At 66.4% G+C, this 13,767-nt stretch carries 10 protein-coding genes; 6 read left to right on the top strand and 4 right to left on the bottom strand.

The annotated features are described in order from the left end of the window. Position 1: 1 nt before the first annotated feature. Positions 2–604 carry a DUF3043 domain-containing protein gene (locus ASF30_RS00275; protein ID WP_055899901.1) on the bottom strand — a complete coding sequence of 201 codons (603 nt, stop codon included), beginning with the start codon at positions 602–604 and terminating at the stop codon, positions 2–4. Between the two features lie 158 nt (positions 605–762). Here ASF30_RS00275 and ASF30_RS00270 point away from each other — a divergent pair, with 158 nt between their 5' ends. From ASF30_RS00270 to ASF30_RS00245, 6 genes are all read left to right on the top strand, one after another. Further along, positions 763–4,809, top strand: a complete 4,047-nt coding sequence (locus ASF30_RS00270; RefSeq protein WP_055899898.1) for a fibronectin type III domain-containing protein — start codon at positions 763–765, stop codon at positions 4,807–4,809. Between the two features lie 78 nt (positions 4,810–4,887). After that, entirely contained in the window at positions 4,888–6,312 is a 1,425-nt protein-coding gene (locus tag ASF30_RS00265; protein WP_055899895.1) for a dipeptidase, read from the top strand. 100 nt (positions 6,313–6,412) lie between these two features. Next, on the top strand, positions 6,413–6,769 hold the full coding sequence (erpA, locus tag ASF30_RS00260; protein WP_055899892.1) for an iron-sulfur cluster insertion protein ErpA: 357 nt from the start codon (positions 6,413–6,415) through the stop codon (positions 6,767–6,769). 203 nt (positions 6,770–6,972) lie between these two features. Then, positions 6,973–7,866, top strand: coding sequence for an aa3-type cytochrome oxidase subunit II (ctaC, locus tag ASF30_RS00255; RefSeq protein WP_055899889.1), 894 nt, complete (start codon positions 6,973–6,975; stop codon positions 7,864–7,866). A gap of 2 nt (positions 7,867–7,868) precedes the next feature. Then, complete coding sequence (gene ctaD / locus ASF30_RS00250) at positions 7,869–9,593, top strand: aa3-type cytochrome oxidase subunit I (RefSeq protein ID WP_055899886.1); 1,725 nt, start codon at positions 7,869–7,871, stop codon at positions 9,591–9,593. Beyond that, positions 9,594–10,016: a cytochrome c oxidase subunit 4 gene (locus tag ASF30_RS00245; RefSeq protein ID WP_055899882.1), complete on the top strand. Its 423-nt coding sequence runs from the start codon at positions 9,594–9,596 to the stop codon at positions 10,014–10,016. Between the two features lie 98 nt (positions 10,017–10,114). Here ASF30_RS00245 and ASF30_RS00240 read toward each other — a convergent pair whose 3' ends face one another. From ASF30_RS00240 to qcrA, 3 genes are all read right to left on the bottom strand, one after another. Then, complete coding sequence (locus ASF30_RS00240) at positions 10,115–10,930, bottom strand: putative RNA methyltransferase (RefSeq protein WP_055899879.1); 816 nt, start codon at positions 10,928–10,930, stop codon at positions 10,115–10,117. Positions 10,931–11,003: 73 nt separating this feature from the next. Beyond that, on the bottom strand, positions 11,004–12,668 hold the full coding sequence (gene qcrB / locus ASF30_RS00235) for a cytochrome bc1 complex cytochrome b subunit (RefSeq protein WP_055899876.1): 1,665 nt from the start codon (positions 12,666–12,668) through the stop codon (positions 11,004–11,006). Then, positions 12,665–13,741, bottom strand: a complete 1,077-nt coding sequence (gene qcrA / locus ASF30_RS00230) for a cytochrome bc1 complex Rieske iron-sulfur subunit (RefSeq protein WP_055899873.1) — start codon at positions 13,739–13,741, stop codon at positions 12,665–12,667. The genes qcrB and qcrA overlap by 4 nt, the downstream gene beginning before the upstream one ends. Positions 13,742–13,767 lie beyond the last annotated feature (26 nt).

Raw genomic sequence — 13,767 nt, 5'->3', positions numbered from 1 at the left:
CTCAGCTGGGGTACGCCCCACGAGCGACCTGGGCCTTCGGCAGGCGCATGAAGCGCATCTGCAGCGCACGCATCGCCGAGTACCAGCGCACCTTCTCGACCTTGTCTGCACCGAACTTCGCGGCGAGGCGCTTGGTCAGGCTGAAGCCGAGGATGATCGAGTCGATCACGGCGATGAGGAAGAAGCCCCACAGCGCGAAGATGCCGTACATCTGGATCTCGTAGCTGGGCACGAAGGTGAGCACGATCACGAGTGCCATCACGGGGAGCATGAACTCGCCGATGTTGAACCTGGCGTCGACGTAGTCGCGGGCGTAACGCTTCTGCGGACCGCGGTCGCGCATCGGAAGGTAGCGGTCGTCGCCGGCAGCCATGCCCGCGCGCTGCTTCTCACGAGCCTCGGCGGCCTTCACCTTGGCCTGACGAGACGCCTCCTTGCGGTTGTCGGAGACGAGTGGACGCTTGCGTGCAGCCTCCTGCTCCTTGCGCGTCGGCGTCGGGGCACCCTTGCCCTGGCTCGTCGCGGAGGAGGTCAGACGGGCCGCGGTCTCGTCGACGGTCTCGGTCACGGGTTCGGCGCCCTGAGGCGCGGTTTGCTTGGCCACATCAAATCCTTGGTATCGGTAGGAGTCCAGAGTACCCGCTGAAGCTGGGGGAGCGGCGTGCCGAACGCGACGCGTGCCCCGGTTGCGGGGGCGCGGGCCACGCGGCGGCGCCGATAGCTTGGCGACTGCATCCGTTGACTTTCGACGGATGCAGGGGGATGCGGTTCCGCTGCTCGCGGCGCGGCACCTTCTGCACACCAACTTCCTGCCCCTACCTGGAGGTCACCTTCGTGCTGTTCCGCCGCCTGTCCGCGTTCGTGATCACTGCAGCTCTCGTCGTCGCCGGCCTGGTGGCGATACCGGCCGCCGCCCAGGCCGTCGTGCCGGACACGCCCGACGTGTCAGGCCTCGCCGCGCGCCCCATCGACGACACGAACACGACGTTCCAGCTCTCGTGGGCGCCAGTGGCCGGCGCGCTCGGCTACAGCGTGAGCCTCACGACCGCTGCGGATGCCGCTGCGCCCGCGACAGTGCTCACCAGTTACACGAACAGCGTCACCACGACGGCGTTCCTCGCGACAGCGGGGAACGTGTCGACCGAGCAGACGGTGTTCTGGCGGGTCGCCGCCTACGGGCAGAGCGGCACCGCGACGACACTCGCGGCGGCCCAGCTGAGCCCGTACTCCGGGTTCTCCTCGTTCACGCGCGCGGCCATCGGCGCTCCGACCCCGACGTCGCCGCTGGGATCCATCGACGAACCGACGTCCATCGTCTACCCCGAAGCGGTGACCTTCGCCTGGGAACCGGTCGCCGGCGCCCAGTCGTACACGGTGTCGTACTCCCAGAGCGCTTCGTTCGCCTCCGGCGTCACGTCGGCCACCACGACCGGAACGACCCTGACGCCCACGACCCTGCTGTCCCGTGACGGCGTCTGGTACTGGCGGGTGACAGCGACCATCGTCGCCTATGCGTTCTCCAGCACGACCCAGACGACCCAGGTGACGACCTCATCCGCGGTGCAGGCCTTCACCGTCACGTGGGACGACCTGACGACCGGGGACGACGAGTCGCAGCCCGTGCTGCTGAGCCAGCAGGACGTCGACACCACCACCGATGTGCTGAGCGACCCCATCCTGACGTGGACACCCGTCTCCGGCGCCGCGTCGTACCGGGTGCAACTCGGGAACGCCAAGCAGAACGGCGTGATCACCAGTCCCAAGACGTTCACCACGTACGGCACCACCTTCGTTCCGACCACCCTGCTCGCCGATCAGGACTGGTACTGGCAGGTCACCGCCCTGGACAGCGCGGGGAACGCTGGTACGCCGTCGGCGATCAAGAGGTTCCAGAAGGCCTGGGGCGCTCAGACCGCGTCGACCGCTCCGACGTTGACCGGCGTCGCGGCTCCTGTAGCCGTCACGGGCGGATCCACTCTCGCGACCCCGGAGACGTACCCGATCGACCGCCTTGAACTGTCGTGGAACGGGATAGCCCGCGCCTCGAAGTACCTCGTCTCCGTGTACACAGTGAAGGCAGGCGTTCCGGGTTCCACGCCCAACGCCGTCTGCACGACGGCCAACACCTCGGTGACCATCGTCACCTCTGCGACGGAGGTCACGGATGCCGTCGACGGCATGGGATCGTGCCTCTGGCCCAGCAGGGTAGTCGACCGCCTGAGCGTGTACAGCGAGGGAGCCAACCCGCTCACCTACAAGTGGACCGTGCAAGCGATCGCGAGCGACGCCAACACACCGGCGACGACGATCTCCAGCGCTGCATCGACTCCCCGGTACTTCCGCCTGTCACCGGCGGACGGCGGGTCGATCCTCGATCCGAACGAGGACATCGTCAACGGGGATGCTGCCGCCTGGAGCCAGCAGACGGTGTCCGCACTCCAGGGTCAGGCCGCTCCGGTGTTCACCTGGGAACCCGTGACGGGGGCCAACCTCTACGTCGTCGAGGTCGCCCTCAACAAGGAGTTCACGTCGACTGTCGCACGATTCTCCACGACGGGCACGACGCTGCGTCCGACAGGAGTCTTCGACGACACGACGACCATCAATCCCTACTACTGGCGGGTGAAGGCCGGGTTCTCGGATAACGGAACAACGCTGTCCGAGGACAGGAGTCAGTTCCCGCTCGCCTCCGACCCCGGTTTCGGCTGGCGGAACTGGAAGAAGTCCAGCACGAAGTCGTCCTTCGACGGTGTCGTGCCCGTCTCGCAGGTCGACGGAACGACGATCCTGCGCTGGGCACCCCAGGGCCGGACGGCCCTCGCCGACGGCGGAAGCACCGGGTACGTCGTCAAGATCTATCCGGGCGGGAGCGCGACTGGAACCCCTGTCAACGGCGCCGCGGGCACCAAGACCAACTACCCCTTCATGATCGCGCGCACCAGCGCCGGCGTGCCGTTGACCGAGAACTCGGCGTACTCGTTCACAGTCGCGCCCCTCGATGCGAACGGCAACGCCGGCAATGCGTCCGAGCCGAAGACCTTCACGGTTGCGGCATCCGCGCCGGTGCTCGTCGATCCCGAGGAGTCGGCCACCCGCCTGAGCTGGAGTCCGACCGCTGGGGCGCAGAAGTACACCGTGGCCTTGGTCGCACCGGACGGTGTCACGGTGCCGAGCGGCAGCGCGAGCATCGTCACCGCGCAGACGAGCGTCTCGCTTCCCCCTCTCGTGGGTTCGACCGGCGGGTACTCGTGGAAGGTGACGCCGACGCGTCCACTCACGGTTGCCGGCACGCCCAGTGCATGGTCCTCGCTCGCCGTGCCCATGGACACGATTCCGGTCGTCACGAGCACGGGGCGGGTGCTGGCGCCCTTCACCAGCGATTCGACGAGCGGCCCCGCCGACGTCGGGGCAGGTCGGATCCTGGCCTGGGAACCCGTGGAAGGCGCCACCGGCTACATCGTCTCCACCACCCCGTCGAACACCACGAAGACGACCGTCGCGACGAACTACGTCATCCCCGATCCCGTCTCCTACGGCGTCGGCTATTCCTGGAAGGTCCGAGCCGTCGTCGGTGCTCTCTCAACGACCACGCCGGGAGCCGTTGTCGCTGAGTCCGTGTCGCACGGCTACACGACAGTCACTCTTCCGAGCGCCGTCACCCTCGGAGCCATCGCGGCAGCCGGAACGACGGTCACGGCGAAGTGGACGGCCCTGTCCGGTGACGCGAAGGTCGGCTCCAGCCTGAAGCCGACCTACATCCTCCAGTGGAGAAACGCGAACGACGCCGATTGGAGCGACGCGCGATCGGTCGAGACCGTTGACGCCGTCGCCTACGCCGTGACCGGCCTGGCGACGGGAACGACGTACCAGTTCCGGCTCGCAGCCCGGGACGCAGACGGCAACCTGAGTCCCTGGAACCAGTACGCGAACGTCAAGACTGCGACGGCTCCGACGTCGGCACCGGCCATCCCTACAACGACGCCCGGCGTCGGGTCGCTGACCGCGACGTGGGCGGCGCTGCCCTCCAGCGCCAACGGTGGGTCTCCGGTGACCGGTTACGCTGTCCGCTACCGGAAGTCGACGGCATCCACCTGGGTCACGACCACCGTCAGCACGCCGAAGATCGTACTGTCCGCCCTCGCGACAAGCACGAGCTACAGGATCGAGGTCGCCGCGTCGAACGTCGTCGGAACCGGACCATTCAGCGGCACCACAGCGTCCACCCTGTCGCTGCCGAGCGCCGCGGCCGCCCCCGCTGTGAAGCGCGGTGACCGGTCGGCCACCGTCACGTGGAAGGCGCCGACGTCGAATGGCGGCTCGCCGATCACCGGGTACTACCTCGATCGTCGCAGCTACAGCACGGCGACGAAGACGTGGAGTTCCTGGCGGGCGACTGCGCTGACGACGACCACGTACGCGGCGACAGGCCTGGTGAACGGCACGGGTTACCAGTTCCGGGTCGCAGCTCGTACGAAGCTCGGCACCGGGACCTACTCGGCGGCGAGCCTCACCGTGACTCCGGCCGGCAAGCCCTCAGCACCCACGAAGGTGGCCGTCAAGGCCACGACAGGCAAGTTCACGATCAGCTGGGCGGCCGCCACCACCAACGGATCCGCCATCACCGGGTACACGGTGCAGTACTCGGCCACCGGGAAGACGTGGACCACGCTGAAGTCGGCGACGCCTGCGACACGGTCGTTCACCACGACAGCGGGCACGAAGGGCAAGACGTACTGGTTCCGGGTGCTGGCGAAGAACGCCGTGGGCAGCAGCCCCTCCAGTTCCGTCGTGAAGTCCGTCAAGAAGTGAGGCGCCGCCGTGCGGTCCGTCTCCGACCCGGAGCGGGCCGCACGGCGCGTGCATCCGTCGCCGCCTAAAATCGACAACATGACGGATGAGCGATTCCCAGCCGACCACGATTCGACGACGACAGGGCAGGGGGCCGTGCGAGAAGCCATCGAGACCGGCTTCCCGAGCACGATTGCCGACCTCTGCGACCTCGTGCGCATCCCCTCGGTGTCCTGGCCCGCCTTCGACCAGTCCCACGTCCACACCAGCGCCGAGGCCGTCGCCGAGTTGTTCCGCGGCCTCGGAGTTTTCGACGAGGTGCGGATCACCCAGGCGCCGGTCGCCGATGGCGTGACCATGGGAAACCCGGCGGTCCTCGCCGCCCGGCCCGCCCGCAACGGCGCGCCGACGATCCTGCTGTACGCGCACCACGACGTTCAGCCGCCCGGTGACGACGCCGAGTGGGAGAGCGCCCCCTACGAGCCGACGGTGCGCGGCGACCGCCTCTACGGCCGCGGTGCGGCTGATGACAAGGCGGGCGTGATGGCCCACGTCGCCTCCATCAGGGCCCTCGTCGAGGCCCACGGAACCGACTTCGATCTCGGCATCGCCATCTTCATCGAGGGGGAGGAGGAGGCCGGGTCGCTGTCCTTCGCGCACTTCCTCGAGCAGAATCGCGATGCCCTCTCGGCAGACGTCATCGTCGTCGCCGACTCCGGCAACTGGGACCTCGAGACGCCGGCGCTCACCGTGGGGCTCCGCGGCAACGTCGCGTTCCGCCTCACCGTACGTACCCTGTCGCACGCCGTGCACTCCGGCATGTTCGGGGGAGCGGTTCCGGATGCGATGCTCGCGATGGTGCGCCTGCTCGCGACCCTCCATGGAGAGGACGGTTCGGTGGCTGTCTCCGGCCTCACCGGTCGCGACGCCGAGACCCCGGAGTACCCCGAGTCGCAGCTGCGAGCTGAAAGCGGTCTGCTCGACGCCGTCTCGCCCATCGGACACGGCAGCTTCCTCAGCCGCATCTGGACCCAGCCGGCCATCACCGTGACGGGCATCGATGCTCCGAGCGTCGGAAACGCCTCCAACACCCTCCTGCCGTCGGTCGCGGTCCGCGTCAGCGCCCGTATCGCTCCCGGGCAGACCGCGACGGACGCCCTCGCCGTTCTGACCGAGCACATCGAACGCAACACGCCGTTCGGAGCCGAAGTCGCCATCGACAAGGTCGAGCTCGGAGACCCGTTCCTCGTCGACACCAGCGGCTGGGCCGTCACGGAGGCCAAGGCCGCCATGGCCGACGCCTGGGGCCGTGAGGCCGTCGACATGGGCATCGGCGGTTCCATCCCGTTCATCGCCGACCTCGTTCACGTCTTCCCGCAGGCGCAGATCCTCGTGACAGGCGTCGAAGACCCGGACTCCCGTGCCCACAGCCCGAACGAGTCGCTGCACCTCGGCGTCTACAAGCGCTCGGTGCTGAGCGAGGCGCTGCTGCTCGATCGGCTGAACTCCCGCACCGCGAAGTAGAAGCCCGGTCCGGGGGAGGGCTTCAGTGAATCCCCGGCATCCGGCAGTACTATGAGAACGATCTTCACAACTTGAGGCGCCCCGCGCGCGAAGGAGCATCATGACGGACACGATCACGACGAGCACAGCGGCCCACGGGGTTGGCCTCAGCGACGCCGCGGCCAGCAAGGTGAAGAGCCTGTTGAACCAGGAGGGCCGTGACGACCTGCGACTGCGTGTCGCCGTTCAGCCCGGTGGATGCTCCGGTCTCATCTACCAGCTCTACTTCGACGAGCGGATGCTCGACGGCGACGCCACGGTGGACTTCGACGGCGTCGAGGTCATCGTCGACAAGATGAGCGTTCCGTACCTCGATGGAGCCTCGATCGACTTCGAGGACACCATCCAGAAGCAGGGCTTCACCATCGACAACCCCAACGCACAGGGCAGCTGCGCCTGCGGAGACTCCTTCCACTAGGAAGAGCGAACCCTCCGCCTCGGGAGATCGTCCATGCGGACGATCTCCCGAGTGCTTTTAAGGCGGAATCTCGCGGGAAGACGACGGAATCCGTGCCGACAAACCCCATCGGGTGCACACCGGGGCCGAGTGTGCGGAGTAGGCTGGACACGATCAAACACACTTCCCTGTGAAGTGTCCACGAGTCCCCCGAAAGGTCACCGGTGCGCAACAATCGCCGTCTCCGATGGGCTGCTATTCCGATCGCAGCGACGCTAGCCGTAGTTCTTGCCGGGTGCACCCAGGCTCAGCTGAACGGTTTCCTCCCCGGTTTCGAGGAGGGCAAGAGCCCCGTCACTAACAACACCTCCATGGTGTCCGGCCTCTGGGTCACATCCTGGATCGTCCTGCTGGTGGTCGGTGTCATCACCTGGGGCCTGACCATCTGGGCCGTCATCGTCTACCGCCGCCGCAAGGGCCAGACCGGCCTCCCGGAGCAGCTGCGCTACAACATGCCGATCGAGATCTTCTACACGATCGTCCCGCTCATCCTGGTGCTCGGCTTCTTCGCCTTCACAGCGCGTGACCAGACCGCCATCGAGACTCCCTACGCGGAGCCCGACGTGAAGATCAACGTCGTCGCCAAGCAGTGGGCGTGGGACTTCAACTACGTGAACGAAGACGTCTACTCGCCCGGCATCCAGGGCCAGTACGAGGACAGCGCCGATGACGGCAGTGGCGCACTCGTGGAGTCGGAACTCCCGACCCTGTACCTGCCCGTCGGCAAGAAGGTCGAGATCGCACTCAACGCCCGCGATGTCATCCACAGCTTCTGGGTCATCGACTTCCTGTACAAGAAGGACATGTACCCGGGTAAGACCAACTACATGTACGTCACTCCCGAACGCGAGGGAACGTACAAGGGCAAGTGCGCCGAACTCTGCGGCGAGTACCACTCGGCGATGCTCTTCAATGTGAAGGTCGTCTCCGAAGCGGAGTACGAGTCGCACATCCAGGACCTCCGCGACGCCGGCTTCGAAGGCCAACTCGGCGCCGAGTACGACCGCAACACGAACCTGCCGGGCACGAAAGCGCCCGTGACCGAGGAGGGCGAGTAGCCTTGAGCACCGCAACAGCACCGGCGCCCGCTCGGACCTTCGGAACTCCGAAGGTCGAGAAGAAGGGCAACATCTTCGTCAGGTGGATCACCTCCACCGACCACAAGATCATCGGGTACATGTACCTGATCGCCTCGTTCGTGTTCTTCTGCGTCGCGGGTGTCATGGCACTCGTGATCCGCGCCCAGCTCTTCGAGCCGGGCCTGGAGATCCTGCAGACGAAGGAGCAGTACAACCAGCTCTTCACGATGCACGGCACGATCATGCTGCTCATGTTCGCGACGCCGCTCTTCGCCGGCTTCGCCAACGTGATCATGCCGCTCCAGATCGGCGCCCCCGACGTCGCCTTCCCGCGACTGAACGCCTTCGCTTTCTGGCTGTTCCTCTTCGGCAGCCTCATCGCCATCGGCGGCTTCCTCACCCCGCAGGGTGCTGCATCGTTCGGGTGGTTCGCGTATCAGCCACTGGCGTCGACGACGTTCTCGCCCGGTCTCGGTGGCAACCTCTGGATGCTCGGCCTCGGCATGAGCGGTTTCGGAACGATCCTCGGTGGCGTGAACTTCATCACCACGGTCATCACCATGCGCGCCCCCGGCATGACCATGTTCCGCATGCCGATCTTCACCTGGAACATCCTCGTGACGTCGCTGCTCGTGCTGATGGCCTTCCCGGTGCTGGCCGCCGCGATCCTCGCAGCCGGTGCCGACCGCATCTTCGGGGCCCACATCTACGACGCGGCCAATGGCGGCGTCATGCTGTGGCAGCACCTGTTCTGGTTCTTCGGGCACCCCGAGGTCTACATCATCGCGCTGCCGTTCTTCGGCATCGTGTCCGAGATCCTGCCGGTGTTCAGCCGCAAGCCGATCTTCGGCTACAAGACGCTGATCTACGCGACCATCGCCATCGCGGCGCTGTCGGTCACGGTCTGGGCCCACCACATGTACGTCACCGGTTCGGTGCTGCTGCCGTGGTTCGCGCTCATGACGATGCTGATCGCCGTTCCGACGGGTGTGAAGATCTTCAACTGGATCGGCACGATGTGGCGCGGTTCGGTGACGTTCGAGACGCCCATGCTCTGGACTCTCGGCTTCCTGATCACCTTCGTCTTCGGTGGCCTCACGGGTGTCATCCTCGCCAGCCCGCCGCTCGACTTCCACGTGTCCGACACCTACTTCGTGGTCGCGCACTTCCACTACGTCGTCTTCGGCACCGTCGTGTTCGCCATGTTCGCCGGGTTCTACTTCTGGTGGCCGAAATGGACCGGCAAGATGCTCAACGAGCGTCTCGGCAAGATCCACTTCTGGCTGCTGTTCATCGGCTTCCACACCACGTTCCTCATCCAGCACTGGTTGGGCGTCATCGGCATGCCTCGTCGCTATGCGTCGTACCTGCCCGACGACGGCTTCACCTGGATGAACCAGGTGTCGTCGATCGGTGCCGGCATCCTGGCCATCTCGATGATCCCGTTCTTCCTCAACGTCTACGTCACGGCACGCAAGTCGCCGAAGGTGACTGTGAATGACCCGTGGGGTTACGGCGGGTCGCTCGAGTGGGCCACTTCGTGCCCGCCGCCGCGCCACAACTTCACGTCGATTCCGCGCATCCGCTCGGAGCGTCCGGCGTTCGACCTCAACCACCCCGAGGCCGGCCTGCCGATCGGAATCGGTCCGGCGAAGGACGCCCCCGACGCCCCCACGTACGACGCCGCGAAGGACGAGGTCAAGTAGATGAAGGCCAACACCAACCTGTTCTGGATCCTCTCGGTCTTCTTCCTGCTGTCGGCGATCGGGTACACGATCTGGTCGCTGCTCGACCCGATGCACCAGCGGGTCGAGTGGGTCGGAACCGTCGCCATGACGCTCTGTGCCGTACTCGCAGCTTTCATCGGCTTCTACATCGGACGGGTGCATGGCGCCCAGGGCGGCGAACTGCCCGAGGATCGTCTCGACGCCAACATCGATGACGGAGACGCCGAGCTCGGCTTCTTCAGCCCATGGAGCTGGTGGCCGCTCCTTCTCGGAGCCTCCGTCGCGATCTGCTTCCTCGGTCTCGCCGTCGGCTTCTGGCTGACGTACTGCGCGATCGGACTGGTGCTCATCAGCCTGGTCGGCTGGGTCTACGAGTACTACCGCGGACTCTTCGCCCGCTGATCTCCATCGTCGAAGCGCCCGTCACCCTCCCGGTGGCGGGCGCTTCGTCGTTCCCGCGGCATGTGCGCGCCAGGCACGCTTGGAGGTCGCCCGAGGGCTCAGGCGACGCGGCGTCTGAGACGCACGATGTCGACGGATGCCGTGACTCGCTCGTCCCGCCCGGCGACCCCGACCTCTCGGTGATGCGCGGCCGGGCCCATACCGAGGAGCTGCTCGATCGCCGAGCCGTCGAGGCCCATGGTGTAGGCGACCCGTTCGACGCCGATCAGGTCGAAGAGCGGAGCGGCCTCCTCCTGCAGGCGCTCGGCCTTATCCGCCGGGACGGCCAGGGCACGTCCATCCGCGCGCAACTCGTGCAGATGCGTTCCCGAGGGCACGACGACGATCAGCCGGCCATCGGCGTCGAGGATGCGGTGGAACTCCGGGAGGTTGCGCGGTGCGAAGACAGTGAGCAGGGCGTCGGCACAACCGTCACGGAGGGGGAGTGGGCGCCAGGTGTCGGCGACGAGACCGGAGGCGCCCGTCGCGCGCACGGTGCGCCGAACGGCTTCGGGGGAGAGGTCGAAGGCCAGAGCCTTCGTGCCGCCTCCGGCTGACGCGAGCACGCCGGCGAGGTAGTAGCCCGTTCCGCACCCGGCGTCGACGATGCGCTCGGCCGCAGCAGGAACAGCTGCGGCGAGAGCGTCGCGGATCGGCTCGAAATGGCCGGCTCCGAGGAAGGTGTCCCGCGCATCGAGCATGGCCGCGTCGTCCCCGGTCATGCGATCGTTCGCCGCCACGAGGTTGACGTAGCCGCGCTTGTTCACGTCGAACGCGTGGCCCGTCGCACAGCGCAGCGTCAGCTGTGCTGCATCCGTCAACGAGGCTCCGCAGTGCGGGCAACGCAGCCAGTCAGCGAGATCGGCGATACTCATGCCTGCTCCGGGAAATGGCGAGGCGCCGATGACATCACAGTCATCGGCGCCTCCCAGCCTTGGGCGGAACGCTCTAGTGAGCGCCCTTCTCGTCCAGCTCGTGGTGGGTGTCGTGGTGGCCGTGCGCCGCCTCGAGCTCGGTCTGGGTGACCGGTGTGATGCGGTCCTCGAAGAACCAGCGAGAGAAGCCTGCGCGGAGACGCTGGCCCACGGTGATCCGGCCCTGCGAGTTCGGACGGATCATGAGCGGCGCGTAGTCCGTGTAGCTCACCAGGCGCCAGCGCTCGTAGTCCGTGAGCGGCTCGTGCACCTCGATGAACTCGCCGCCGGGCAGCTTCACGATGCGGCCGGTCTCGTAGCCGTGCAGCACGAGCTCGCGGTCCTTCTTCTGCAGGGCCAGGCAGACGCGCTTCGTGACGAAGTACGCGATGAACGGCCCGACGATGACCACGAACTGCAGGGTGTGGATGACACCCTCCATGGTCAGCTTGAAGTGGGTGGCGATGATGTCCGAGCTCGCCGCCGCCCAGAGGCCGGCGTAGAACGTGACACCGGCTGCGCCGATGGCAGTGCGGGTGGGCACGTTGCGCGGGCGGTCGAGCACGTGGTGCTCGCGCTTGTCGCCGGTCACCCAGGCCTCGATGAACGGGTAGATCATCGCGAGCACGATGAACAGGCCCAGTGCCGCCAAGGGGATCAGGATGTTGAACGACCAGGTGCGGTCGAGCCACACGAACTCGAGTCCCGGCGGAACGAGGCGCAGGGCTCCATCGGCGAAACCGATGTACCAGTCGGGCTGGGTACCCGCAGACACCGGGGAGGGGTCGTAGGGTCCGTAGTTCCAGATCGGGTTGATCGTGAAGAACGACGCGATCAGCATGATGATGCCGAAGACGATGAAGAAGAATCCACCGGCCTTCGCGGCGTACACCGGGAGCACGGGCTGGCCGACGGCGTTCATGTTGGTGCGACCGGGGCCGGGGTACTGGGTGTGCTTGTGCACGACCAGGAACAGCAGGTGCAGCGCGATGAGCGCGACGACGATCGCCGGCAGCAGCAGGATGTGCAGGGTGTAGAGGCGGCCGACGATCAGCTCACCAGGGAACTCGCCGCCGAACACCAGGAAGGAGATCCAGGTACCGACGATGGGAATGCCCTTGACCATGCCGTCGATGATGCGGAGGCCGTTGCCCGAGAGCAGGTCGTCGGGAAGCGAGTATCCGGTGAAGCCCTCGGCCATGGCCAGGATGAACAGCACGAAGCCGATGACCCAGTTGAGCTCGCGCGGCTTGCGGAACGCACCCGTGAAGAAGATGCGCATCATGTGCAGGCCGATGGATGCCACGAACAGCAGGGCCGCCCAGTGGTGCACCTGACGCATCAGGAGGCCGCCGCGGATGTCGAAGGAGATGTCGAGCGTCGACGACATGGCCGTTGACATCTCGACGCCCTTGAGCGGCACGTACGAACCGTCGTAGATGACCGGAGTCATCGCAGCCTGGAAGAAGAAGGTCAGGAACGATCCGGAGATGAGGATGACGACGAAGCTGTAGAGAGCGACCTCGCCGAGGAGGAAGGACCAGTGGTCGGGGAAGATCTTCCGGCCGAGTTCCTTGACCATCGTCGAGACGCTGGTGCGCTCGTCGATGTAGTTGGCGGCGGCGGCTGTGAAGCCGCCTTTCTTCTCGACGGCGGTCGACGTCGTCGGGGGTGCCTCAGGTGTAGTGGCGGTACTCACGAACGCTCCCAGAAGCTCGGTCCGACTGGTTCAAGGAAGTCGCTCTGCGCGACGAGGTAGCCCTCGGAGTCCACGGCGATGGGCAGCTGGGGGAGCGGCCGCTTGGCCGGCCCGAAGATGACCTCGCAGTGGTTCGACACGTCGAACTGCGACTGGTGGCACGGGCAGAGGAGGTGGTGCGTCTGCTGCTCGTACAGGGCGACGGGGCATCCGACGTGCGTGCAGATCTTGGAGTACGCGACGATGCCGTCGTACGACCAGTCCGCCCGCTCGGGGAGCTCGTTGAGGTCCTCGGGACGGAGGCGCATGAGGAGCACGGCCGCCTTGGCCTTCTCCTCCAGCTTGCCGTGCTCGAGGTCGTTCAGGTCTTCGGGGATCACGTGGAACGCGCTGCCCAGCGTGACGTCGGTGGCCTTGATGGCGACACCGCTCGGGTCGAGCGCGAGACGCGTGCCCTTCTTCCACATCGTGTGGGAGAGCAGCTCGACGGGGTTCTCGTCCTGCGGCGCCAGGCCGCGGAAGAGCACGACTGCAGGCAGCGGGAACGCGATGAGAGCGCCGATCAGCGTGTTGCGGATGAGGGTGCGGCGTCCGAAGCCGGACTCCTTGTTCGCGACGTCGAAGATCTCGACGGCGGCGGCCCGGGTCTCGTCGCTGCCGCGGGTGAGGTGACGGATGTCGACACCCTCGTCGTCGACCATGAGCGCCTTGCCCCAGTGCACGGCACCGAAGCCGATGGCGAGCAGGGCCAGGGTCAGTCCGACTCCGATGAACAGAGTGTTGAGACGCACGTCACCGACGTTGTTCGACTCGATCGGGAACAGCATGTAGGCCGCGATGGCCCAGACGCTGCCGACGATCGAGAGGTAGAAGAGGGTGTAGACAGTGCGCTCGGCGTGCTTCTCCTTCTTCGGATCCAGGTCCGTCACACGCTTGCGGTGCGGGACGAGTCCGGGGTCGGTGAAGGCGTCACGCGAGACCACGGCTGTGCCGGGGTGCGCCTCGTCGTGATGGTCGGCGACCGACGAATCGGCGACGGCGAGATCCTTACCGTCGTTATCGTCCTGTGCCATGGTTCTCCTTTTCGCGCTGGGTCATT

Source organism: Leifsonia sp. Leaf264 (genome assembly GCF_001422325.1).
Classification (GTDB): Bacteria; Actinomycetota; Actinomycetes; order Actinomycetales; family Microbacteriaceae; genus Orlajensenia.
Note: the sequence above shows the minus strand (reverse complement) of the source record. Positions and strands in the feature narration are given on the sequence as shown.